Raw genomic sequence first — 24,807 nt, 5'->3', positions numbered from 1 at the left:
TGACGATGTCCAGCCGGGGCATTTTTATACACGTCTTTATACCTTTCTTTACACCTTTTTCGGGTCGTTCTGGTCGACAGAAAATATTTCGCACTTTGTACAGATAATCGCCGCCCAACAATTGGATTCTTAACCATTTTTGTTTAGGCTGTGCGTTCTTTCTTGCCGTCATTTCGCCGAGTGCGAAACACATTCACACGACCATAAGGACGTTTTTCCAGGCATGAATCGCAGACGTTTTCTAAAAGGCTCGCTGGCAATGGCAGCCCTGAGCGGCACAACTGGCCTTGCTTCCCTGTTTTCCAAAGCGGCTTACGCTGCTGACTCTGACATTGCTGACGGTCAGAGCCGTCGTTTTGACTTCTCCGTACTGCAATCCATGGCCCATGACCTGGCGAAAACCCCATGGGGCGGAGCACCACGACCGTTACCGGACACGCTGGCGACCATGACGCCGCAGGCCTATAACGCCATCCGTTACGATGAAAAACAGTCACTGTGGAATAACATTGAAGGCCGTCAGCTGGATGTGCAGTTCTTCCATATGGGCATGGGTTTCCGTCGCCGCGTGCGCATGTTCTCGCTGGATCAGTCAACGTCACAGGCGCGCGAAATCCACTTCCGTCCTGAGCTGTTCAGCTACGGTGAAACCGGTGTTGATACGAAGCAGCTGGAAGGGCAAAGCGATCTTGGGTTTGCCGGTTTCCGCGCCTTCAAGGCACCGGAACTGGCGCGTCGCGATATCGTCTCATTCCTGGGGGCGAGCTATTTCCGTGCGGTTGATGATACCTATCAGTATGGTCTTTCCGCGCGGGGTCTGGCGGTGGATACCTTTACCGACACGCCGGAAGAGTTCCCAGACTTCACCGCGTTCTGGTTTGAAACCGTCAAACCGGGCGACACTACCTTCACCGTCTATACGCTGCTGGACAGCCCAAGCATCACCGGTGCGTATAAGTTCGTGATCCACTGCGAGAAGAGCCAGGTGATCATGGAGGTGGAAAACCATCTCTATGCGCGTAAAGACATTAAACAGCTCGGCATTGCGCCGATGACCAGTATGTTCAGCTGCGGTACAAACGAACGCCGCATGTGCGATACCATCCACCCGCAAATTCATGACTCCGACCGTCTCGCCATGTGGCGCGGTAACGGGGAGTGGATTTGCCGTCCGCTGAACAACCCGCAGAAGCTGCAGTTCAATGCGTTTGTGGACAAAAACCCGAAAGGGTTCGGCTTGCTCCAGCTCGATCGCGATTTCTCGCATTATCAGGACGTCATGGGCTGGTATAACAAACGCCCAGGCCTCTGGGTGGAGCCGCGTAACGACTGGGGTAAAGGTGCGGTTGGCCTGATGGAGATCCCGACAACGGGTGAAACACTGGATAACGTGGTCTGCTTCTGGCAGCCAGAAAAACCGGTGAAAGCGGGCGATGAGCTGGACTTTAAATACCGTCTTTACTGGAGCGCCATGCCGCCGGTCCGTTCCCCACTGGCGAATGTCTTCGCGACCCGTACCGGTATGGGTGGGTTCCCGGAAGGCTGGGCGCCGGGCGAAAACTACCCGAAAGTGTGGGCCCGTCGCTTTGCTATCGACTTCGTCGGGGGCGATCTGAAAGCTGCCGCGCCAAAAGGCATTGAGCCGGTCATTACCCTCTCCAGCGGTGAAGCGAAGCAGGTTGAGATCCTCTACGTTGAGCCGTTTGACGGCTATCGCATTCTGTTCGACTGGTATCCTACCTCGGATTCGACCGAACCGGTGGATATGCGCCTGTTCCTGCGCTGTCAGGGGGATGCGATCAGTGAGACCTGGCTGTATCAGTATTTCCCGCCTGCGCCGGACAAACGTAACTACGTTGACGATCGCATCATGCGTTGACCATTTATTCCCTCTCCCCGGCGGGGAGAGGGTGACGGGAAGGGACCATGACCGCCACTGAATCTGAAATTATCCCGGTGACTGACCATCTCGAGCTTCGCGCCGTCGAAGAGCGCTATACCGCCGATTTGCACAACATGGTCATCAGAAACAAAGCCTGGCTGCAAACCGCCTTTGACTGGGCGCAGCATGTGGGCACCGAAGATGACACCCGTCGTAATGTGCTGAGTAATCAGATGCTGCACCAGCGCGGCTACGCCAAAATGTTTCTGATTTTCAAGGATGAGGACCTGGTCGGCGTGCTGTCGTTTAATGCGATTGAACCCGCCAACAAAGCCGGATACATCGGTTACTTGCTGGACGAGGCGCATCAGGGACAGGGCATTTTGTCGCAGGCGCTGCAGGCGTTTATGCGCTATTACGTCGAGCAAGGCGAGATCCGCCGTTTTGTCATTAAGTGTCGGGTGGCGAATAAACCCAGTAACAACGTTGCCCTGCGCAACGGTTTTACGCTGGAGGGGTGCCTGCGGGAAGCAGAGTTCCTGAATGGCCGTTTTGACGATGTGAATATCTACGGCAAAATTTACCCGCTATAACGCCCCCAATAGAGGCGTACGGGTGATGCGCTGGTCGCCGTTAATCACCTTTTCGCCGCGCAGGTGGATGTTCTCACCGGCAAAAGCCTCAATCACCGCATCGTCGGTGATTTCAACCCGATGCTCAATAAGCACATCGCCGCTGATGCGCGCCCGTCCCTGGATCACGACCTTATCGTCAAGCAGGATAGGGCCGCCGCGCAGCCAGGCCTGACCGCCAATCAGGACGTGGTGTTTAATGACACAATTTCCTTCCACCACCGCGTTCTCTGCCACCTGAGAGCTGTAGCGGACGGTAGGGATGGCATCGTCGTCAAAACCGGCAATGACGCGGGCGTTACCGTACACTTTTGCGCAGTCACATACCCAGACGTTATTGAGATCGTTGCCTTCGAGGATGGCGCTGTCGAAAACTTCCGCCCGGTGTTCAACGAAGGCATAATTAACCATTGCTTCGCCGTAGATTTGCGCCTGATGCACAATGCGTGACTGGCTCACCGTCGCCTTGTCATAAATTTTCAGGATCTGCTCATGGTCCGGCGTAAGCCCTTTGGCAGCAATCACCACGCTGTTATGAAGCACCCGCGCCTCACCGAAAATATGGCATTCGCCGCGCACGCAGGATTGCTGTATCGTGACGTTGTCACTTATGCGCGCACCGTGACTGACCTCCGCGCCGTCCAGCCAGCAGTTGTCGCCAATCTGCGCGTCATGACTGACGATGCAAGGCAGGGTAAGGCGCGCGTTGCCGGACACCGTCGCACCGGCAAAGACGACGCTGTTTTCATCGTAGATCCAGCAGTCGCCTTCGTGCGCGAGGGCGCTCTCATCTTCAACCCAGCCGCCTTTCGTGCCGCTCACGATATCGTTAAAATTCGCCGTGGCAATAATCTGTCGTAACGACGTCGTGTGCGTTGTCTCGCCGTTTTTCCATTGCCAGAGGCGGGTGTCCTCGCTGAGCCTGTACTTTTTCATCATGGAGTCTCGGGTAAGCGTCTCCACTAAACGTAGCAAACTTTCGGCGTTTCGTAGTGCTGGCATCCGTCGCGGAAACCCCTTAAAATGGCATTTAAAATACATTTTAAAAATTCAAATTAATGAATAAAAATAACAACGCTCAACGAGTGCTTAACCTGCCCGCGGGTTACTTCGGTATGGTGCTTGGCATCATTGGGATGGGGTTCGCCTGGCGATACGCCAGCACGCTCTGGCCCGTGACGCGCTGGCCTGGTGAGAGCCTGGTGGCCCTTGCGATTGTGATTTGGTTTTTGCTGACGGTGGCGTTTATCGCCCGGGCGATCCGTTTCCCGCAAAGTGTGCTGGCCGAGATGCGCCACCCGGTGATGAGCAGTTTTGTCAGCCTTTTTCCCGCCACAACGATGCTGGTCGCCATCGGTTTTGTGCCCTGGCTGCGCCCGGTGTCACTGGTGTTATTTGGCGTCGGGGTGGTGATACAGCTGGCTTATGCTGCCTGGCAAAGCGCCGGATTATGGCGCGGTAACCATCCGCAAGAGGCCACCACGCCGGGGTTATATCTGCCCACGGTAGCAAACAACTTTATCAGCGCCATGGCGTGCGGGGCGCTGGGGTTTAACGATGCCGGGCTGGTGTTTCTCGGGGCGGGCGTTTTTTCCTGGCTCAGCCTTGAGCCGGTGATTTTGCAACGACTTCGTAGCGCCGGGGAGTTGCCTTCCGCGCTGCGAACCTCGCTGGGTATTCAGCTGGCCCCCGCGCTGGTGGCCTGCAGCGCCTGGTTTAGCGTCAATGGTGGTGAGGCGGGTACATTTGCCAAAATGCTGTTCGGTTACGGCCTGTTGCAACTGCTGTTTATGTTACGGCTGATGCCATGGTATTTGTCCCAGCCGTTTAACGCCTCGTTCTGGAGCTTCTCGTTTGGCGTGTCGGCCCTGGCCACCACGGGGCTTCATCTTGGGCAGAGCAGTCCGTCGGGCTTTTTTCACGCCATTGCCGTCCCACTGTTTATCTTTACCAATGTCATCATCGGGATGCTGCTGGTACGAACGTTTATCTTGCTGATACAGGGCAAACTTCTGGTGCGCACTGATAAAGCGCTGCTTATGCAATCTGAGGAAAAATAATGGCTGTTGATGAAAATTACTTCACAGAGAAATATGGCTTAACCCGTACGCACTCAGAAGTGCTGTACAGCGCGGGCATTGTGAAACCGGGTAAAACGCTGGATCTGGGCTGTGGTAACGGGCGTAACAGCCTCTATCTGGCAGCCAACGGTTACGACGTGACCGCGTGGGATAAAAATCCCCTGAGTATCGATAATATTGAGCGCATCAAAGCGGAAGAAGGCATCGTAAACCTGCAGACGGCAATCAAAGATCTGAACAACCTGAGCTTTGAGGGCGAATACGATTTTATTCTCTCTACCGTGGTGCTGATGTTCCTGGAAGCGAAAACCATTCCGGGCCTGATCGACAATATGCAGCGCTGCACCAGACCCGGCGGTTATAACCTGATTGTTGCCGCGATGGACACGGCGGATTACCCGTGCACCGTCGGCTTCCCGTTTGCGTTCAAAAGCGGTGAACTGAGCAACTACTACGAGGGCTGGGCGTTGCTCAAGTACAACGAAGAGGTGGGCGAACTGCACCGCACCGACGAGAACGGTAACCGCATCAAACTGCGTTTTGCCACGCTGCTGGCGCGTAAGCCCGCTTAACGGGCGGCCAGCAGGCAGAGCTGCAGAGCCGTGTTGTATGAGGCCTCGAACGACGACAGCGGCAAAAACTCAAACTTCGAGTGGAAGTTATGCGCGCCGGTGAAGAAGTTTGGCGTGAGCAGGCCTTTTGCCGAGAGCGCTGCGCCGTCAGTACCGCCGCGCATTGGCGTCGGTTTGGGCGTGATCCCAAGGGATTCCATGGCCTCAAACATCAGGTCGATAGCGCGACGATCCTCACCAATCGCATTGCTGATATTGCTGTAGGTATCTTCAATGCGATACTCCACCTTTGCCGTAGGATGCTGTCCGGCAATCAACGCCGCGACATCGGCAATCTGCTGCTTGCGGGCGGCAAACTGTGCTTTATCGAAATCACGGATATTCGCTTTTAAGACGGCCTCGTTTTGCCCCGCCTGAATGCCGTTAAACCAGATATAGCCTTCACGCCCCTCGGTGCATTCCGGGGTTTGCTGGCGGTCAAAATGGCTGATGAAGTCTGTCGCCATCAGCAGTGGGTTAACCAGCACGCCTTTGGCGGACATGGGGTGAGCCGTTACGCCGGTAAAGCGAATCTCTGCCGCCGCGGCGTTGAAGTTCTCGTAAACAATCTCACCCAGCTCACAGCAGTCGATGGTCCAGGCAAAATCAACGTCAAAACGGTTTAGATCCAGCGCCTTCGCGCCACACAGGCCGATCTCCTCATCCGGCACAAACGCGACCACAATGTCGCCATGCTGATGTTCTGGCGTCAGGTTTTCCAGCAGCGTCATGACCACGGTGACGGCGGCTTTATTATCTGCGCCTAATACGCTGGTCCCGTCGCTGAAAATAATCTCTTCACCCGGGTAAGCCAGAATTTCCGGATGCTCTTTTACGCGTAACCAGATTGATTTCTCTTTATTCAAACAGAGGTCTTCACCCGTAAATTTTAATATTTGTGGATGAATATCCGGTGATAAACCGACATCGACGGTATCAATATGGGTAATAAAACCGATGCGTGGCGCCCCGGCTACATTACCTTTTTTAACCGCAGTAACCGTCGCGTATTCATCAATCACAATATCGTCTAAACCCAGCTGCGCCAGCTCCTGGGCTAGCTCACGCGCCATGTCGTGCTGGCCCGGCGTAGAGGGAAGGGTGGTCACTCTGGGATCGCTCTGGCTGGTGATGGCGAGATAGCGGAAGAAGCGGTGCGTTAATTGTCTGGAGAGTGCCGAGCCCATAGTGATTCCTTCTGTATTTATTTTTCAGGTGTTTGCTACATCACTTTAATGATATTTATGAAATGGCAAAAGAATTAATTAGCCGTCGAATTAAAAAGACAGGAATAAATGATGAAAAGCAAACTCACAATGTTAACGCTGGCACTTGCTGCGCTCACGGTCAGTTCCACCGTCGCGGCAAAAACGCTGGTGTATTGCTCTGAAGGATCGCCGGAAAATTTTAATCCTCAGTTATACACGTCGGGAACCAGCGTGGATGCCAGTGCCGTGCCGGTCTATAACCGGCTGGTCGATTTCAGGGCGGGTACAACGGAACTGGTCCCGAGCCTGGCGGAACGCTGGGAGGTGAGCGAGGACGGCAAGGTTTATACCTTCCATCTGCGTAAAGGGGTGAAATTCCAGAGTAATAAATCGTTCAGGCCGACGCGCGACTTTAACGCCGACGACGTGATTTTCTCGTTTATGCGCCAGAAGGATGTAAACCATCCCTATCACAACGTCTCTAACGGCAGCTATTCCAACTTCGAGAGCCTTGAGTTCGGTAGCCTGATCACGGCCATTGATAAAGTCGATGACCACACCGTGCGCTTTACGCTCGCTCATCCGGAAGCGCCGTTTGTCGCCGATCTGGCGTGGTATTTCGCCTCGATCCTGTCGGCGGAGTATGCCGACGCGATGCTGAAAGCCGGCACGCCGGAAAAGGTGGATATGGACCCGATTGGCACCGGGCCGTTTAAGCTGGCGCAGTACCAGAAAGATTCGCGCATCCTGTTCACTGCGTTTCCGGAGTACTGGCAGGGCAAATCGAAGCTGGATCGACTGGTGTTTAGCATCACGCCCGATGCCTCGGTGCGTTTTGCCAAAATCGAGAAGAACGAATGTCAGGTGATGCCGTTTCCAAACCCGGCGGACCTGCCGCGCATGAAGGCGAACAAAGACATTAATCTGATGAGTAAAGCCGGGCTGAATACCGGCTTTCTGGCCTTCAATACGCAAAAACCTCCGCTGGATAACGTGAAGGTTCGCCAGGCGCTGGCAATGGCCATCAATAAGCCGGCCATCATTGACGCGGTATTCCATGGCACCGGTACGGCGGCGAAAAACCTGCTGCCACCGGGTGTCTGGAGCGCCGACAGCGAACTGAAGGATTACGACTACGATCCGGAAAAAGCGAAAGCGTTGTTGAAGGAGGCTGGTTTTGCAAACGGCATCAGCATCGATTTATGGGCGATGCCGGTTCAGCGTCCCTACAATCCGAACGCAAAACGCATGGCGGAGATGATTCAGGCCGACTGGGCGAAGGTTGGCGTCCAGACCAAAATCGTCACCTATGAATGGGGCGAGTATCTTAAGCGGGTGAAGGGCGGTGAACACCAGGCCGCGCTGATGGGCTGGACCACCGCAACCGGCGACCCGGATAACTTCTTTGGTCCGTTATTTACCTGTACTTCGGCTAACGGTGGATCTAATTCCGCCAAATGGTGCTACAAACCATTTGATAAAATTATCGCTGAAGCGAAATCGATAACCGATCATGATAAACGCGTGGCGCTGTATAAAGAGGCCCAGCAGATGATGCATGACCAGATGCCGGCAGTAATGATTGCCCATTCGACGATTTTTGAACCGGTGCGCAAGGAAGTCACGGGCTATGAAATCGATCCGTTTGGCAAGCATTTGTTCTGGCAGGTTGATATTAATCAGTAGTTTTTCACTGCCCGGCGTTCAGTCGGGCAATCTTTTCGCAATTTGTGCTGCTTACATCATTTTTTGTCACAACAAACCCGCCAGACTTTTGCTATAACTTCAAATGCATACTTGCAGATAACATGGAATACCATCATGCGTACTCACACTTTTTTTAAAGTTGCAGTGCTTTCTGGTCTGTTGGCGTTAGCGGGCTGTTCGTCTAAAGTCGCCGCCCCCGAACAATATTCAGGCTTTTTAAAAGATTATTCTGGATTGCAGCAAACAACGTCCGCAACGGGTAAACCGACGCTGCGTTGGGTCGACCCGTCGTATAACGAGGCAAATTACGACAGTATTTTATGGACGCCAATCACCTATTATCCAGCGCCAAAACCAACGACCCAAATTGGTCAAAAAACGCTTGATGAGCTTCTGGCTTATACCAACACCAAAATGAAAGCGGCAATCAGCCAGCGTAAACCTGTTGTTACGACACCAGGTAAACACAGCCTGATCTTCCGCGGTGCGATTACCGGTGTGAGTTCGCAGAAAGAAGGTCTGCAGTTCTATGAAGTAGTGCCCGTCGCGTTAGTGGTTGCAGGTACGCGATGGCAACGGGGCACCGCACCATGGATACCCATCTCTTCTTCGAAGGCGAGCTGATTGATTCGGCGACGAATAAGCCGGTCATGAAGGTCGTGCGTAAAGGCGAAGGTAAAGAGCTGGCGAACGAAAACACGCCAATGGGCTTCGCAACGTTAAAACAGGTTGTGGATGACATGGCGACGGATGCCACCATGTTTGATGTTAAGAAAACCGCGAAATAATCAAAAAGGCCTGCAGCAATGCAGGCCTTTTTTTTATGCCATACGCAAACGTCTGAACCAGGTTTCCGGTTTCGTAAACATCACCATATTCCCGCCCAGAATCAGCAGTAATCCAATGATGCCGTTGAGATGCCACACGTAACCTTCATAGACCGTGGAGATGGACAGCGCCACCAGCGGGAAGAGCAGCGTACTGTATGCCGCTTTGCCCGGGCCAATGCGTCCCACCAGCGTGAAGTAGGCACCAAAAGCGATGACCGAACCAAAAATGGCGAGATAAAGCAGCGCGCCAATGTAACTCACCGTCCATTCGGGGATAAAACTGTCACCCCGGAACAGGGCAATGCAGCCCATAATGGCCGTACCGTAAAACATCGCCCAGGCATTGGTGGTCATGGTCTCCAGCCCTTTTCGCTGGTGGCGCATGCTGATCATATTGCCCAGCGAGAACCCGTAGGTCCCCAGTGCTGAAAGGCCAATCCCCGTCAGCAGGGAGGCACTCCAGCCACTCGCCAGCAGGTCGTCCCAGAAGAGGGTGATGATCCCGATAAGTCCCAGGGCCGCCGCCGTCCAGAAGCGTGCGGGTGGGCGCTGACCGAAGAAAATAAAGCTGTTGATAGCGTTATACAGTACGGCCATCGAGAAAATCACCGACTCCAGCCCGGTATTGATGTGCGCGGCGGCGGTGTAAAAACACCAGAAGTTGAAGCAAAAAACGCAGCATCCTTGCAGCATGCAAAAGAGATGATCCCGCAAGGCCAGTTTACGAAGCCGGCGCAGGGCAATTAAGACGATCATGATCGTGGCGCAGGCCACGGCAAAGCGCCAGAAAATTGACACCGGGGCTGCGACTGGCCCCTGTTGCAGGAAAATGGCAATCCAGGTTGTTCCCCATATCACCACCACCAGTCCATAGAGTAATGCGTTCATTGTTGCTCTCTTCTCACATACTGAAAAGTGCAGTCTGGCGCGAGTGGCATGACATTGCTTTCACCGATTTGCGGTGGACTTGCATATTCTTGCGCTTTTTTGTGGCTGCAGATCTGGCATCGTGGCGCAACACTTCATAGACTGAGAGTCTGATTACTCACCCGTTAATAGCTATGTCTCGCGCTTACGATACCTTTGAAACGCTACGCCAGCAGAACGCCGTGCTGCGGGAAACCGTTGCGCTGAATTCCGGTATTCAACTGGCAGCCTGGTACAACAAGCACGACACGATAACCGTGAAAAGTAATCACCATACCCTCAGCCTGTACGTGGCGGACGGTTATGAGAGCTATCAAAAAACGCCGGGCGGCTGGAAAAACGGCGGCGGCCCGGACCGTTTCTGTCTGATGCCAAAAGAGAGTGAATCGACGTGGGATATTCGCGATGACCTGTCGTTTGTCCATCTCTACTGCACCGATGAGCATCTGCGTGATGTCGGGGAAAAAATCTGGGACAAGCGCCCGCTGTCCCTGACGCTGGATGAAAAGATCTTCGGCAGCGACCCGAAAATTACCGCGCTTTACCGTCAGTTTTTGCTCGGCTGCGACTGGCAGCAAAAAGCTAACCAGCTCACCCTGAGTACCGCGTCTACGCTGTTGATGACCCACCTGTTACAGAATTACTCCAGCGTGCAGTGGAAGCTGCCGGTGGTGACCGGCGGGTTGTCGCCGTTTGTGCTGCGTAACGTGCTGGCGTTTATCGAAGAGAACCTTTCCCAGCCGCTGACGCTGGCGGAACTGGCCGAACAGGCCGCGCTGAGCGAGTATCATTTCGCCAGAATGTTCCGTCAGTCCATGGGGCTGGCGCCACATCAGTACGTGATGCAGCGTCGGATGGAGAAAGCCAAAGCGCTGGTGCAGCACACAACCACACCGCTCACCGATATCGCGCTGGCCTGCGGGTTTAACTCCGCCAGCCATTTCAGTAACCGCTTTCGCAGCATGATGGGCATAACGCCCTCGCAGCTACGCGCGGCGAAGGTGTGAAAAAACCGTATAACATACGCCGCCCAGCACCAGCCCCCAGAACGCAGAGCCAAGACCCAGGATCGTGACGCCGCTGGCGGTCATCAGAAAGGTGACAATTGCCGCGTCGCGCTCCGTTTCGTTGTTCAGTGCCTGATACAGGCTCCCGCTGATGGTGCCCAGTAGCGCCAGGCCGGCGAGCATCTGGATCCAGCTCAGGGGAAGGGAGGCCATCAGCCCGGAAATGGATCCGCCAAAAATGCCCGCCAGCAGATAAAACCCGCCTGCGGCCATGGCGGCAAGCCAGCGTTTGCTGGCATCCGGGTGCGCATCCGGGCTCTGGCAAATCGCAGCGGTGATCGCGGCGATACAGATGGAAAAGACGCCGAGCGGGGATAACACCAGTGCCAGCCCTCCGGTGACGATCATCAGCGGTGATACGGCCAGAGGATAGCCGGAAGCCTGCATCGTGGCGAAGCCCGGCGCATTCTGGGACGCCATGGTGACCAGGAAGAAGGGCACGCCAATGCTTATCAGACTGGTTAACGTAAAGGTTGGCGCGATAAACGTGGGCATCACCACGGAAAGGGTTAACTCTTTTGTGACAACGTCACCTCCCGCCCAGGCCACCATACTGCCCACCAGCAACGTGGCGACAATGGCGTAGCGGGGTGCCAGCGCTTTGGCGAACAGCCATGCCGCCAGCATGCTGCCGCACAGTAAAAAATGCCCCTCAAGATTGCTGAACGCCTGCAGTCCAAACCTGAGCAGCACCCCGGCGAGCATAGCGGCGGCAAGGGAATGCGGGATAAGCTTCATCAGGCGAGCAAACAACCCGGTTACGCCGCACAGCAGAATGAGCGCGTTGGCAAAGATAAAAATCCCGATGGTCTCGGCAAGCGTTACCCCGTGCAGGCTGGTGGCTAACAGTGCCGCGCCTGGTGTAGACCAGGCGGTGAGCACCGGGGCTTTATACCGCCAGGAAAGCGCCAGCGTGCTGACCCCCATACCTATCCCCAGGGCCGTCATCCAGCCGGCGATCTGCTGCGCGTTTGCGCCTGCGGCAGCAGCGGCTTGCCAGATAATGGCGGCGGAACTGGCATATCCCACCAGAACGGCGACAAAACCGGCGAGAACGGCAGGAAAGAGTGAGGATGAAGGGCGCATAAAAACTCCGTTGTGCGTTATAACGTCCGCCCTAAGGTAACACTGTGCGTTATAGCGTACAAGTGGTATGATCGGTCGCATCAGGAGGGAACATGGACATCACACAACATCTTGCTTACACACTGAAAACCGAGCGTCAGGCGCGTGGCTGGAGCCTCGCCAGACTGGCAGAAGAGACCGGCGTTTCAAAGGCCATGCTCGGGCAAATCGAGCGCAATGAATCCAGCCCGACGGTATCCACGTTGTGGAAAATCGCCACGGGGCTGAACATCCCTTTTTCTGCCTTCATCACGCCGGCAGCTGACAGGCAGGCGGTATTCGACCCGGAACAGCAGGCGATGGTGGTGAAACCGTTATTCCCGTGGGATGAGACGCTAAAGTTTGACCACTTTTCGATAACCCTCGCTGCCGGCGCCCTGAGCGAATCCACGCCCCACGAGGCTGGCGTGATTGAACACGTGGTGGTGATCAGCGGCGAACTGGAGATGAACATTGATGGCGAGTGGCAGACCATTACTGCCGATTCGGGGGTGCGTTTTGCCGGGGATAAACCGCACGCCTACCGCAACAGCAGCGACCGGGCGGTGCATTTTCACTCCCTGATCCATTATCCCCGCTGAAGCGACGCAAAACTGTTTCGCTGCCGCATACTTCTGACTACAATAGCCGCCATTTTGACCATAACGGATAACGACGAAGTATGCGCCTGCAATCCCATCATCTCGAACTCTTAAGCCCGGCCCGCGACGCCTCCATCGCCCGTGAAGCGATCCTTCATGGTGCTGATGCCGTCTACATTGGTGGGCCTGGCTTTGGTGCCCGTCATAACGCCAGCAACAGCCTGAGCGATATTGCTGAACTGGTGCCGTTCGCCCATCGCTTTGGGGCGAAAGTGTTCGTGACCCTGAACACTATTCTGCATGATGATGAGCTGGAGCCTGCGCAACGTTTAATTACCGATCTCTACCAGACCGGCGTCGATGCCCTGATTGTGCAGGATATGGGCGTGCTGGAGCTGGATATTCCCCCCATTGAACTGCATGCCAGTACTCAGTGCGATATCCGCACGGTAGAGAAGGCGAAGTTTCTTTCTGACGTGGGTTTTTCCCAGATCGTGCTGGCGCGTGAGCTTAACCTGAACCAGATCCGCGATATTCACCAGGCGACCGACGCAACCATTGAATTCTTTATCCACGGCGCGCTGTGCGTCGCCTATTCTGGTCAGTGCAATATTTCCCACGCCCAGACGGGGCGCAGCGCCAACCGCGGCGACTGCTCTCAGGCATGTCGTCTGCCGTATACCCTGAAAGACGATCAGGGCCGCGTTGTGGCGTTCGAAAAACACCTGCTCTCGATGAAAGATAACGATCAGACCGCCAACCTGGGTGCGCTGATTGACGCTGGCGTGCGCTCCTTCAAGATTGAAGGGCGTTATAAAGACATGAGCTACGTGAAGAACATCACCGCTCACTATCGTCAGATGCTGGATGCCATCATCGAAGATCGCGGTGACCTGGCGCGTGCGTCGGCCGGTCGTACCGAGCATTTCTTTATTCCGTCAACGGACAAAACTTTCCACCGCGGCAGCACTGACTACTTTGTGAATGCCCGTAAAGGGGATATCGGTGCGTTTGATTCACCGAAGTTTATCGGTTTACCGGTGGGTGAAGTGCTGAAAGTGGCAAAAGATCACCTCGACGTGGAAGTGACCGAGCCGCTGGCCAACGGCGATGGCCTGAACGTAATGATCAAGCGTGAAGTGGTGGGCTTCCGTGCGAATACGGTGGAAAAAACCGGTGAAAATCGCTATCGCGTATGGCCAAACGAGATGCCTGCGGATCTCTACAAAGCGCGCCCTAACGCGGCACTGAACCGTAACCTTGACCACAACTGGCAGCAGGCGCTACTGAAAACCTCGAGCGAACGTCGTATCGCGGTGGACATTGAACTGGGCGGCTGGGAAGAGCAGCTGATCCTGACCATGACCTGTGAAGACGGTATCAGCGTGACGCACACGCTTGATGGTCTGTTCGAGGTGGCAAACAACGCGGAAAAAGCCCTTAACAACCTGAAGGATGGCGTGGCGAAGCTGGGGCAGACCCTTTACTACGCGCGTCATATCGACGTTAACCTGCCGGATGCCCTGTTTGTTCCGAACAGCCTGCTGAACCAGTTCCGCCGCGAGACGGCAGAAATGCTGGATGCCGCCCGCCTGGCTAACTATCCACGCGGCAGCCGCAAGGCCGAAACCGTTCCTGCGCCGGTTTACCCCGACACGCACTTGTCCTTCCTTGCGAACGTCTATAACCACAAAGCGCGTGAATTCTATCACCGTCACGGCGTACAGCTGATTGACGCAGCCTATGAAGCGCATGAAGAGAAGGGCGATGTGCCGGTGATGATCACCAAGCATTGTCTGCGCTTCGCCTTCAACCTCTGCCCGAAACAGGCGAAAGGGAATATTAAAAGCTGGAAGGCCACACCGATGCAGCTGGTGAATGGCGACGAAGTGCTGACCCTGAAATTTGACTGCCGTCCGTGCGAAATGCATGTGATTGGCAAGATGAAAAATCATATTTTCAAAATGCCGTCACCGGGTAGCGTTGTGGCCTCCGTGAGCCCGGACGATTTAATGAAAACCCTGCCGAAGCGTAAGGGTAATTAATTACCGAAAGTGCGTGTCTGGTTTGCGCGATTTCTGCCACAGGTGGTGTTCGCGCAAACCTTCCGCTGACTCTTCTGCAACGCTGCGTAATTCATCGCTATCCGCTTCATGGCGGAGCTGATGTTCCACATTCTTTACCCACACATATTCATGGCCTTTATGTCCTGCCATGAGCTGACCTGAAAATAATCCACACACCAGCAATATCAGCGTTAACCCTTTTCTCATCATTATTTCACCGTTGAATGCCATCGCGGGACTATCATGCCAATAATTTCTTCGGGAAATTATTCAAAAATTCAAATTAGCGCAAAGAGAGTGTCAAATTCTGTGCGGCGACAGCTGTGATGAGACTTTTCCTAAAATTAGCATCAAGTTTGTTAACCGCCAATTCTGGTACGTAATTAGCCACTAGCTTTAAGGATAAATCCTATATAATGGTTAAACTCTGGCTAAGGAATGGGTCTTGTTAAATGAAAAAAATGATAGCGCTTGCGCTGCTGGTGGTTGCTGTTGGGGCGGGTGCAGGTATTTACTCTATTAGTAATGACGAACCAGAATATATTCAGTCCGCGAAAGCGCGTGTTGGGTCATATTTAACCAGCGATTACGGACGCGTGGCCTGTAATAGCACCAAAATTGATGACCAGCGCTGGCAATTAGGCTGCACCAATCAGGCAAGAGGTAAAACATTCGAGTTCGCGGTTTATCCCTCTGAAAAAGCACCGTATGGTGTGTCGCGTTCGTTTTATCTGGAAGCCATCAATGATGATGCAAAACAGAGCGCGGAGCAGGGTCTGATGCGTTATTTGCAAATCAATACCAAAGCGGGTTAATCAGGCTGTTTACCTTTCATTGAGACTATGGATGTTAGTTTGTAAGAGATCCGCTGCCCGGCCATGGAGTGTCGGGACGTAGAGACCAAAATACAAATCTATCCATGCAAGCATTTACCGCCATATTATGGCGGTTTTTTTTGTCTGCAATCCGGCCACTAGCGGGCAGGACGCGAATAGTGTTTGCGATACTGGGCCGGTGAAAGGGCGAACTGCTGCCGAAAATGGTGACGCAGGGTCGATGCCTGACCGAATCCGGTCTGCTCCGCGATGCTGTCGATACTTAAGCGACTGCTTTCCAGATAATCTTTTGCCCTCAGCAGGCGCTCATTGAGCAGCCAGCGCGCGGGCGTGGTGCCGGTCGCATCCTGAAAGCGGCGCAGAAAGGTGCGTTGACTCATGCCGACCCGACGCGCCAGTGAATCAACGCTGTGCGATACGGCAAGATGGGTATGCAGAAAATCAAACAGCTGACCGAGACGCTGACTTTCGCGCAGTTGCGCCACCGGGCGGCTTAGCTGCTGCGGCTGTGAACCATCCCGATGCGGGGGAATGACCAGACGACGCGCTACGGTGTTGGCGATTTCCATCCCATAATCCCGCCGGACCACGTGCAGGCATAAATCAATGCCTGCCGCGCTGCCCGCCGAGGTGAGAATGTCGCCGTCGTCCTGATAAAGTACATCTTCAACCACCTCGATGGCCGGGTACCGGGCCTTAAGCGCCTCAATATAGCGCCAGTGCGTTGTGGCTTTACGCCCATCCAGCAGCCCGGCAGCGGCAAGAACAAACACGCCGGAACAGATCGACAAAAGCTGGCATCCCCGCGCATTGGCCTTACGTAATGCCGCGCAGAGCGCGGGCGGAACCGGTGAATCCAGTCCTCGCCAGCCGGGCACAACGATCAGGTCGGCCGTCTCAAGCAGGGTTAAATCGCCGTCGGTGATGAGGCGAATCCCCCCGGTCGCCCGAAGTTCACCGCTGTCTACGCCCGCCACGGCAAAACGATACCATTCGTCTCCCAGCTCCGGACGCGGCAGACCAAAGATTTCCACTGCCACGCCAAACTCAAAGGTACACAAACCGTCATACGCCAGCACAATGACCTGAGGGCGGGAAATCTGTCTTAAGTTTGTCATCTTTTTGCTGTTTTCTGGCATAAGCGAGCGCATTCACGGGCTGAATTTGTGGATAGAGTAGTGTTAACACAAACGCCAAAGATGAGGAAGGATCATGAGTTATGTTACTGAATTTCCGGCTGCTGAACCCCAGGAAGCCGTTACCCATTTTCTGCGCCGCCTGAGCGTCGAGACCGATTGCGCCGATGTGCATCATGCCATCACGAATCACGAACAGGATTTCGTTCTGCTGCACGTCGTCGGGAGCCCGCAGCAGTTCGCCCGCCGTCACGTTCCCGGTGCGCTACATATGCCGTGGCGTCAGATCACCGCCGAACGCATGGCCCAGTGGCCTGACGGCACGCTGTTTGTGGTCTATTGCGCCGGGCCTCACTGCAACGGTGCGGACAGAGCCGCGCTGAAGCTGGCGCGTCTGGGGCTGCCGGTGAAAATTATGCTCGGCGGGATCACCGGCTGGGAAGATGAAAAGTTTGAGTTTGCGAGCCAGGAATCGCTCTCCGCACTGTGAAGATGAATTTTTTTCAACACCCGTGAAATTTTCTCGTTTGCCGGCTGGCGGCAGGTATGACATCTTTTTTGGACATTTAGACATCCAGAAGTCTAAAGATTCAAATAATGAATTATCACTGCAGGCAATTATTGTCGGCAGATAAAGGAGATTTCCATGCAACGACACCATGCCCCATACCGCGCCGATGTAGTCGGCAGCTTTTTACGTCCGGATGCCATCAAACAGGCTCGCCTGAAATTCGCCAGCGGCGAAATTGATGCCGGGCAGCTTCGTGCGGTTGAGGATGAGGCGATCCGCCATGTTGTCGAGCAGCAGTGCGCCTGTGGCTTGCATGTGGTGACCGACGGTGAATTTCGTCGTGCCTGGTGGCACTTTGATTTCTTCGACGGTCTGCAGGGTGTTGAGCGTTACGATTCTCAGCAGGGTATTCAGTTCAATGGTGTACAGACCAAAGCCCACGGCGTGCGCGTGACCGGCAAACTGGGCTTTGGCGATCACCCGATGCTGGAGGATTTCCGCTACCTGAAAAGCATTAGCGGCAATGCTCAGCCGAAGATGACCATTCCCAGCCCGAGCGTGCTGCATTTCCGCGGTGGGCGCAAAGACATTGATGCGACGGTCTACCCGGATCTGAAGGACTATTTTGACGATCTGGCGACCACCTGGCGGGACGCGATTTGGGCGTTTTACGACGCGGGCTGCCGTTATCTGCAGCTGGATGACACTGTCTGGGCCTATCTCTGTTCGGACGATCAACGTCGTCAGATCCAGGAACGTGGTGACGATGCCGACGAGCTGGCGCGTATATATGCCCGCGTTCTGAATAAGGCACTCGAGGGCAAGCCTGACGATCTCACCATCGGGCTGCATGTCTGTCGCGGCAACTTCCGTTCAACCTGGATTTCCGAAGGGGGCTATGAGCCGGTGGCTGAAGTGCTGTTCGGGACGGTCAACGTGGATGCCTTTTTCCTTGAGTACGACAATGACCGGAGCGGTGATTTTGCGCCACTGCGTTTTGTTCGCCCGGGCAAGCAGCAGGTGGTGCTCGGCCTTATCACCACCAAAAATGGCGAGCTGGAGAACCCGGAAGGGGTGAAGGCGCGTCTGGAGGAGGCGGCGAAATACGTGGCTAAAGAGCAGATTTGCCTGAGCCCGCAGTGTGGATTTGCCTCTACCGAAGAGGGCAACAGCCTGAGCGAAACCCAGCAGTGGGACAAAGTCCGCCTGGTGACGCAGATCGCCAGCGAAGTCTGGTAAACCTTCCGCCACAGCGCTGCATTATAAAAGTGCAGCGCTGTACCATTCTGAGTCGTTCTTTTTACATCCTTCGTTACCTCTCCTGTCATAGCGCTTTATCCATCCTGGCATCCTTTTTGCTCTCTCTAAGCTGACGTTTTTATTTTCTGCGTCCACGCCGTAACGGACGCCTTTGCACAGCTTTCTTTTTCAGGAGTGAAAATATGCACCGTCGTACCTTATTAAAAGCCTTCGCATTGTCCGCGTCTGTCGTAGCTATGGGGATGAGTTTTGGCGCTCAGGCGGCCGATACCATCAAGGTGGGGATCATGCATTCCCTTTCCGGCACGATGGCGATTTCCGAAACGCCGCTTAAAGATGTTGCGCTGATGACCATCGATGAGATCAACGCCAAAGGGGGCGTGCTGGGTAAGAAGCTGGAACCGGTAGTGGTTGACCCGGCCTCGAACTGGCCGCTGTTTGCCGAAAAAGCGCGCCAGCTGTTGAGCCAGGACAAAGTAGCGGTGGTGTTTGGTTGCTGGACGTCGGTGTCGCGTAAATCGGTGCTGCCGGTGTTTGAGGAGCTGAACGGACTGCTGTTCTACCCGGTGCAGTATGAGGGTGAAGAGATGTCACCTAACGTCTTCTATACCGGTGCCGCGCCAAACCAGCAGGCTATCCCGGCGGTGGAGTACCTGATGAGTGAAGACGGAGGCAGCGCGAAACGCTTCTTCCTGTTAGGCACCGACTACGTTTATCCCCGCACCACGAACAAAATCTTGCGTGCTTTCCTGCATTCGAAAGGGGTGGAAGACAAAGACATTGAAGAGGTATACACCCCGTTTGGTCACAGTGATTACCAGACAATCGTTTCCAGTATCAAAAAATTCTCTGCCGGAGGGAAAACCGCGGTGGTTTCCACCATCAACGGCGACTCCAACGTTCCGTTCTATAAAGAGCTGGCTAACCAGGGCCTGAAAGCTACCGATGTTCCGGTTGTGGCCTTCTCCGTGGGAGAAGAGGAGCTGCGCGGGATCGACACCAAACCGCTGGTGGGCAACCTGGCGGCGTGGAACTACTTTGAGTCCGTTGATAACCCGACCAACCAGGCGTTTGTGGCGGATTACAAAGCGTATGCCAGGGCACACAAATTGCCGAACGCCGACACCGTGGTCACCAACGACCCGATGGAGGCCACCTACGTCGGGATCCACATGTGGGCGCAGGCGGTTGAAAAAGCAGGTACCACCGACGTCGATAAAGTTCGGGCGGCAATGGCCGGTCAGTCCTTCAAGGCACCTTCAGGCTTTACGCTCACCATGGATGCCACCAACCACCATCTGCATAAGCCGGTCATGATTGGCGAAATTGAAGGTAACGGCCAGTTTAATGTGGTCTGGCAGACGGAACAGCCGGTGCGCGCCCAGCCGTGGAGTCCCTTCATTGCCGGTAATGACAAAAAGCCCGATCAGCCGATGAAAACCGCCAGCAACTAAGTTATCACCGCAGGGAGAAAAGTCATGAACGCCATACGCACGATCATCGCTATTGTGTGGCTTACCGGACTGCTGCCAGGGATGGTGCAGGCATCGGATGCCGACCAATTCGTGGCCGCCAGTCGCAGCCAGCAGGCAGAACTGTTGACGCAGTGGGCAACCGCGCCGGAGGCGGCACGGTTGCCGCTGCTCCAGGCGCTGCAGAGTGAAAGTCTCTACACCGACAGCCAGAAACATGCGTTTGCACAACGCCAGGGGGCAATGGTTCCCCTGGGTGAAACAAAAGCCGCAGCAGGCCAAACCAAAGCCGTGCGTCTGACCAACCGGCTGCGCAATCTGGTGGCGACGGCAATGGCAACCCATCAACTCTTAAGTGACAGTGTCACGGAAAGGCGTACGGCAGCCCGTCAACTCCAGCGGGATGCACAGCCTGAAATGCTCGATTTCCTGCAAAAACGGGTGAGCAGCGAAACGGATGATGTGTCCCGTCAGTCGCTGATGCTGGCGCTGGCGAACCTCCAGCTGGCAAGTCCGCAGGCTGCGGTGCGCCTGAACGCTGTGGTGCTGTTAGGGCAATCAGACGATCCGGACGTTCAGTCCCGGCTGATGCCGTATACGCAGGCAGGATCGGAGCCGGATGCCGGCGTGCGTGCTGCCGCTGCCGAAAGTCTGAAACAGATTGAGCATCGCCTGATGTGGGGCGATCTGCTTGGTCAGGCGTTTATGGGGCTCTCGCTGGGGTCGGTACTGTTGCTCGCCGCGCTGGGGCTGGCAATTACCTACGGCCTGCTGGGGGTGATTAACATGGCTCACGGGGAGATGCTGATGCTGGGCGCGTACGCCACCTGGATGGTTCAGCAGGTGATGGCCGGCTTCGCCCCACAGTGGCTGGCGCTCTACCCGATCGTTGCGCTGCCGGTGGCGTTTATTGTGACCGCCAGCATCGGGATGGTGCTTGAGCGTACCGTTATTCGTCATTTGTATGGCCGACCGCTGGAAACGCTGCTGGCGACATGGGGTATCAGCCTGATGATTATTCAGCTGGTACGCATGACGTTTGGCGCCCAGAACCTGGAGGTGGCAAACCCGGCATGGCTGTCCGGTGGCGTGCAGGTGTTTGCCAATCTGACGCTGCCGTGGAACCGCATTGTGGTACTGGGTTTTGTGCTGCTGGTGCTGTTCTTCACGTGGCTCATTCTGAACAAAACCCGTCTTGGACTGAACGTGCGCGCAGTGACGCAAAATCGCAGCATGGCAGCCTGCTGCGGGGTACCGACAGGTCGCGTCGATATGCTGGCCTTTGGGCTTGGCTCGGGGATTGCGGGTCTGGGGGGCGTGGCGTTATCGCAGTTAGGCAACGTTGGGCCAGAACTGGGCCAGGGTTACATCATCGACTCGTTCCTCGTGGTGGTGCTTGGCGGGGTGGGTCAACTGGCAGGTAGCGTGGCCGCGGCGTTTGGGCTGGGGATCTTTAATAAAATTCTCGAACCGCAAATGGGGGCGGTATTGGGCAAAATCCTGATCCTGGTGGCGATTATTCTGTTTATTCAGAAACGTCCGCAGGGGTTATTCGCACTGAAAGGGAGGGTTACTGACTGATGAGCCAGCCGCTTACCTTAACGCTGGCGCGCAAAGCGCCACGCACGACGCAGATAGCCGGTAGCCTGATCGTGGCCTGCCTGCTGATTTTACCGTTTTTCGCCTTACTGCCCGCGACGCATCCGCTGGCGATTTCGACCTGGATGCTCACGCTCACGGGTAAGATCCTCTGCTATGCCATTGTCGCCGTGGCGCTCGATCTGGTGTGGGGCTATGCCGGAATGCTCTCCCTGGGCCACGGTATCTTCTTCGCGCTGGGCGGCTATGCGATGGGCATGTACCTGATGCGCCAGGCGGCGGGTGACGGGCTGCCCGCGTTTATGTCGTTTCTCTCCTGGAGCGAACTGCCATGGTTCTGGTGGGGGACGCAGCACTTTGTCTGGGCTCTGGTATTAATTGTGATGGTACCGGGGCTGCTGGCGCTGGTGTTTGGCTGGTTTGCCTTTCGCTCAAAAATCAAAGGGGTCTATTTTTCGATCATGACCCAGGCGCTGACGTACGCGGGGATGTTGCTGTTCTTTCGCAATGAAACCGGCTTTGGCGGGAATAACGGCTTTACCGGTTTTACCACGCTGCTCGGGTTTTCTATCACCGCGACCACCACCCGTATCGCGCTGTTTCTGGCTACCGTGATGCTGTTGCTGATAGCGCTGGGCACAGGCTTCGCACTGGCGAAAAGTAAGTTCGGTCGCATTCTGACCGCGGTGCGTGACGCCGAAAACCGCCTGACGTTTTGCGGGTACGATCCCCGCGGTTTCAAGCTGCTGGTGTGGACACTTTCAGCCGTACTCTGCGGTCTGGCTGGCGCACTGTATGTGCCGCAGGTGGGCATTATCAACCCGGGTGAAATGTCGCCAACCAACTCAATTGAAGCGGCCATCTGGGTTGCGCTGGGGGGGCGCGGCACGCTGGTCGGCCCGGTGATAGGCGCGGCGCTGGTGAACGGTGCGAAGAGCGTCTTTACCGTTGCCCTGCCGGAATACTGGCAGCTGTTTCTGGGGCTGATTTTCATCGCCGTGACGCTGTTTTTACCGCGCGGTGTCTACGGTCTGTTTCGTAAGGGAGAACACTAATGCAGCCAGCCGAAGGATTATTTACCCGCCAGTTACCCGGGGATCGCTATCGCGACCAGACCGATCCGGTACTGCAGCTTGAAGCCATCAACGTGAATTTCGATGGTTTTCAGGCGCTGACGGACCTCTCACTGAACATTGGCGTGGGTGAATTGCGCTGTGTGATTGGCCCAAACGGTGCGGGTAAAACGACATTAATGGACGTGATTACCGGCAAGACGCGGCCTAAAAGCGGCAGAGCGCTGTACGATCAATCCATCGACCTGACGGCGCTTGAACCCGCCGAGATTGCCCGCCAGGGCATCGGACGTAAGTTCCAGAAGCCCACGGTCTTTGAAGCGCTCACGGTGTGGGAAAACCTTGAGATTGCGATGAAAACCGATAAATCCGTCTGGGCGAGCCTGCGGGCCAGACTCAACGGCGAGCAGCGGGACCGTATTGACGAGATGCTGCTCTTGCTGCGGCTTGGCGGCGAGCGCAATCGCCGCGCCGGGCTGCTTTCGCACGGGCAAAAGCAGTTTCTGGAGATTGGCATGCTGCTGGTGCAGGACCCGCATCTGCTGTTGCTGGATGAACCGGCGGCCGGAATGACCGACGCGGAGACCGACTATACGGCTGAGCTGTTCAGAACCCTTGCGGGCAAACACTCCCTGATGGTGGTCGAGCACGATATGGGCTTTGTCGAAACCATTGCCGACCACGTGACGGTGCTGCACCAGGGACGCGTGCTGGCGGAAGGGTCACTTCGCCAGGTACAGGCGAATGAGCAGGTCATAGAAGTCTATCTGGGACGCTAAGGAGCCGTCATGTTACAGGTGAACGAACTGAATCAGTATTACGGCGGCAGTCATATTCTGCGCGGGGTCAGTTTTGAAGCGGCGACCGGTGAAGTGACCTGCCTGCTGGGGCGCAACGGGGTGGGGAAAACCACGCTGCTCAAGTGTCTGATGGGCCTGATCCCGGTAAAAACAGGCGACATTATCTGGCAGGGAAAAAAAATCACCCACAGCAAGCCGCACCAGCGCGTGCAGTCGGGTGTGGCCTATGTTCCGCAGGGGCGTGAGATTTTTCCACGCTTAACGGTCGAGGAGAATCTGTTGCTCGGGCTGTCACGCTTCCCCGCCCGCGACGCAAAGCGCGTCCCGGAGGATATCTGGCAGTTGTTCCCGGTGCTTAAAGAGATGAAGCATCGTCGTGGAGGCGATCTCTCCGGCGGTCAGCAGCAACAGCTGGCGATTGGTCGCGCCCTGGCGAGCCGGCCACAGCTGTTAATCCTCGATGAACCCACGGAAGGTATTCAGCCGTCGGTGATCAAAGAGATAGGCCTGGTGATCCGCAAGCTGGCGGACAGAGGGGATATGGCAATCCTGCTCGTAGAGCAGTTTTACGATTTCGCCGCTGAGCTTGCCGACAGCTATCTGCTGATGTCGCGCGGGACCATCATTCAGCGTGGACGGGGCGATACAATGGAACAAGAGGGCGTTCGCGGACTGGTTGCGATTTGAAATGTTATATTATAACATCCTCATTCTTATAAAACGGAGTGAGGAGTTTGTTTTGGCTGCACATATTGGCAAATTTGCAATGACTCTGGGGGCGCTGCTGGTAAGTGGTCAGCTGTTTGCCCATTCGCATGGACATCAGATGACGGAAGCGGAACAGAAGGCGGCGAACGGCGTCTTTGAGGATAAAGACGTCAAAGACAGAAAGCTGTCTGACTGGGATGGGACATGGCAATCCGTCTATCCGTTTTTGCTCGATGGCGCGCTGGATCCGGTTTTTAAACAGAAAGCGCAGAAGGACAAAAAATCCTTCGACGAGGTGAAAGCCTACTATCGCACAGGGTATGCGACGGACGTTGAGGCTATCGGCATCGAAAACAACGTGATGGAATTCCACAAAGGTAAGGCTATCGGTCGCTGCCAGTATGATTACAGCGGCTATAAGATCCTGACTTATGCATCAGGTAAGAAAGGGGTTCGCTATCTGTTCGAGTGTAAAGATCCGGACAGCAAGGCGCCGAAGTTTGTCCAGTTCAGCGACCATACCATCGCCCCAAAAGCCTCTTCCCATTTCCATATCTTTATGGGCAACACCTCCCACGAGGCGCTGCTGAAAGAGATGGATAACTGGCCGACGTATTACCCGAACGAGATGTACAAACAGCAGGTGGTAGACGAGATGCTGCACCATTAATGGCCTGCCCGATGCCGGGTGGGCG

23 protein-coding genes and 1 pseudogene are annotated in these 24,807 nt (G+C 55.3%); 18 read left to right on the top strand and 6 right to left on the bottom strand.

The genetic code is table 11. The features are described 5' to 3' along the window. Positions 1–223: 223 nt before the first annotated feature. Together HV157_RS02160 and rimL are read left to right on the top strand one after the other, a co-directional pair. Positions 224–1,879 carry a glucan biosynthesis protein gene (locus tag HV157_RS02160; protein WP_025204228.1) on the top strand — a complete coding sequence of 552 codons (1,656 nt, stop codon included), beginning with the start codon at positions 224–226 and terminating at the stop codon, positions 1,877–1,879. Positions 1,880–1,926: 47 nt separating this feature from the next. Further along, positions 1,927–2,475, top strand: coding sequence for a 50S ribosomal protein L7/L12-serine acetyltransferase (gene rimL, locus HV157_RS02155; protein WP_182378387.1), 549 nt, complete (start codon positions 1,927–1,929; stop codon positions 2,473–2,475). On the opposite strand, the gene ydcK is transcribed toward rimL, so the two are convergent. Then, positions 2,470–3,450, bottom strand: coding sequence for a YdcK family protein (gene ydcK / locus HV157_RS02150; protein WP_025204226.1), 981 nt, complete (start codon positions 3,448–3,450; stop codon positions 2,470–2,472). The two genes, rimL and ydcK, sit on opposite strands and share 6 nt — an antisense overlap. 122 nt (positions 3,451–3,572) lie before the next feature. On the opposite strand from ydcK, the gene tehA reads away from it, so the two are divergent. Next, a complete protein-coding gene (gene tehA / locus HV157_RS02145; protein WP_182268569.1) occupies positions 3,573–4,574 on the top strand; it encodes a dicarboxylate transporter/tellurite-resistance protein TehA in 1,002 nt (333 codons plus the stop codon). Continuing rightward, positions 4,574–5,167, top strand: coding sequence for a tellurite resistance methyltransferase TehB (gene tehB / locus HV157_RS02140; RefSeq protein WP_020884178.1), 594 nt, complete (start codon positions 4,574–4,576; stop codon positions 5,165–5,167). The genes tehA and tehB overlap by 1 nt, the downstream gene beginning before the upstream one ends. Here the strand turns inward: tehB and pepT are convergent. After that, positions 5,164–6,393, bottom strand: coding sequence for a peptidase T (gene pepT / locus HV157_RS02135; RefSeq protein ID WP_182268570.1), 1,230 nt, complete (start codon positions 6,391–6,393; stop codon positions 5,164–5,166). The two genes, tehB and pepT, sit on opposite strands and share 4 nt — an antisense overlap. A gap of 111 nt (positions 6,394–6,504) precedes the next feature. Between pepT and HV157_RS02130 the strand changes: the two genes are divergently transcribed. Together HV157_RS02130 and HV157_RS02125 are read left to right on the top strand one after the other, a co-directional pair. Then, complete coding sequence (locus HV157_RS02130) at positions 6,505–8,100, top strand: ABC transporter substrate-binding protein (RefSeq protein WP_047744635.1); 1,596 nt, start codon at positions 6,505–6,507, stop codon at positions 8,098–8,100. Positions 8,101–8,235: 135 nt separating this feature from the next. Next, positions 8,236–8,909 (top strand): annotated as a pseudogene (locus tag HV157_RS02125) (DUF3313 domain-containing protein). 33 nt (positions 8,910–8,942) lie between these two features. Here HV157_RS02125 and HV157_RS02120 read toward each other — a convergent pair. Beyond that, positions 8,943–9,839, bottom strand: a complete 897-nt coding sequence (locus HV157_RS02120) for an EamA family transporter (protein ID WP_063924959.1) — start codon at positions 9,837–9,839, stop codon at positions 8,943–8,945. 173 nt (positions 9,840–10,012) lie between these two features. Between HV157_RS02120 and HV157_RS02115 the strand changes: the two genes are divergently transcribed. Continuing rightward, positions 10,013–10,885, top strand: a complete 873-nt coding sequence (locus tag HV157_RS02115; protein WP_025204220.1) for an AraC family transcriptional regulator — start codon at positions 10,013–10,015, stop codon at positions 10,883–10,885. Here HV157_RS02115 and HV157_RS02110 read toward each other — a convergent pair. Beyond that, a complete protein-coding gene (locus HV157_RS02110; RefSeq protein WP_182268571.1) occupies positions 10,865–12,031 on the bottom strand; it encodes a benzoate/H(+) symporter BenE family transporter in 1,167 nt (388 codons plus the stop codon). The two genes, HV157_RS02115 and HV157_RS02110, sit on opposite strands and share 21 nt — an antisense overlap. A gap of 92 nt (positions 12,032–12,123) precedes the next feature. Between HV157_RS02110 and HV157_RS02105 the strand changes: the two genes are divergently transcribed. Both HV157_RS02105 and HV157_RS02100 read left to right on the top strand, forming a co-directional pair. After that, entirely contained in the window at positions 12,124–12,651 is a 528-nt protein-coding gene (locus tag HV157_RS02105) for an XRE family transcriptional regulator (RefSeq protein ID WP_047744636.1), read from the top strand. 80 nt (positions 12,652–12,731) lie between these two features. Next, entirely contained in the window at positions 12,732–14,696 is a 1,965-nt protein-coding gene (locus HV157_RS02100) for a U32 family peptidase (RefSeq protein WP_014170027.1), read from the top strand. On the opposite strand, the gene HV157_RS02095 is transcribed toward HV157_RS02100, so the two are convergent. Further along, positions 14,697–14,927, bottom strand: a complete 231-nt coding sequence (locus HV157_RS02095) for a DUF2554 family protein (protein WP_025204219.1) — start codon at positions 14,925–14,927, stop codon at positions 14,697–14,699. It lies immediately after the preceding gene. Positions 14,928–15,169: 242 nt separating this feature from the next. On the opposite strand from HV157_RS02095, the gene HV157_RS02090 reads away from it, so the two are divergent. Next, complete coding sequence (locus HV157_RS02090; RefSeq protein WP_020884170.1) at positions 15,170–15,532, top strand: hypothetical protein; 363 nt, start codon at positions 15,170–15,172, stop codon at positions 15,530–15,532. 158 nt (positions 15,533–15,690) lie between these two features. Here HV157_RS02090 and ftrA read toward each other — a convergent pair whose 3' ends face one another. After that, positions 15,691–16,692, bottom strand: a complete 1,002-nt coding sequence (gene ftrA / locus HV157_RS02085; protein WP_032670382.1) for a transcriptional regulator FtrA — start codon at positions 16,690–16,692, stop codon at positions 15,691–15,693. A gap of 73 nt (positions 16,693–16,765) precedes the next feature. Here ftrA and HV157_RS02080 point away from each other — a divergent pair, with 73 nt between their 5' ends. The 8 genes from HV157_RS02080 (at position 16,766) to zinT (ending at position 24,782) form a co-directional block, all read left to right on the top strand. Next, a complete protein-coding gene (locus HV157_RS02080) occupies positions 16,766–17,179 on the top strand; it encodes a rhodanese-like domain-containing protein (RefSeq protein ID WP_025204217.1) in 414 nt (137 codons plus the stop codon). Positions 17,180–17,335: 156 nt separating this feature from the next. Then, positions 17,336–18,439 (top strand): cobalamin-independent methionine synthase II family protein, encoded by a 1,104-nt coding sequence (locus HV157_RS02075; RefSeq protein WP_182268572.1) that lies wholly within the window; start codon positions 17,336–17,338, stop codon positions 18,437–18,439. A 203-nt stretch (positions 18,440–18,642) separates the two neighbouring features. Beyond that, entirely contained in the window at positions 18,643–19,914 is a 1,272-nt protein-coding gene (gene urtA, locus HV157_RS02070) for an urea ABC transporter substrate-binding protein (protein ID WP_020884166.1), read from the top strand. Between the two features lie 24 nt (positions 19,915–19,938). After that, the gene (urtB, locus tag HV157_RS02065) at positions 19,939–21,513 is read left to right on the top strand and encodes an urea ABC transporter permease subunit UrtB (protein WP_182268573.1); all 1,575 of its coding nucleotides are present in this window, start codon (positions 19,939–19,941) and stop codon (positions 21,511–21,513) included. Then, the gene (gene urtC, locus HV157_RS02060) at positions 21,513–22,586 is read left to right on the top strand and encodes an urea ABC transporter permease subunit UrtC (protein ID WP_044858652.1); all 1,074 of its coding nucleotides are present in this window, start codon (positions 21,513–21,515) and stop codon (positions 22,584–22,586) included. The genes urtB and urtC overlap by 1 nt, the downstream gene beginning before the upstream one ends. Next, entirely contained in the window at positions 22,586–23,383 is a 798-nt protein-coding gene (gene urtD / locus HV157_RS02055; protein ID WP_014170037.1) for an urea ABC transporter ATP-binding protein UrtD, read from the top strand. The genes urtC and urtD overlap by 1 nt, the downstream gene beginning before the upstream one ends. Positions 23,384–23,392: 9 nt before the next feature. Next, on the top strand, positions 23,393–24,091 hold the full coding sequence (gene urtE, locus HV157_RS02050) for an urea ABC transporter ATP-binding subunit UrtE (protein ID WP_014170038.1): 699 nt from the start codon (positions 23,393–23,395) through the stop codon (positions 24,089–24,091). Between the two features lie 52 nt (positions 24,092–24,143). After that, positions 24,144–24,782 carry a metal-binding protein ZinT gene (zinT, locus tag HV157_RS02045; protein ID WP_025204211.1) on the top strand — a complete coding sequence of 213 codons (639 nt, stop codon included), beginning with the start codon at positions 24,144–24,146 and terminating at the stop codon, positions 24,780–24,782. The last annotated feature ends 25 nt before the right edge of the window (positions 24,783–24,807 follow it).

This window comes from Enterobacter sp. RHBSTW-00318 (genome assembly GCF_014101375.1).
In the GTDB taxonomy this organism is placed as follows: Bacteria; Pseudomonadota; Gammaproteobacteria; order Enterobacterales; family Enterobacteriaceae; genus Enterobacter; species Enterobacter ludwigii.
This window is presented reverse-complemented; position numbering and strand designations above follow the sequence as displayed.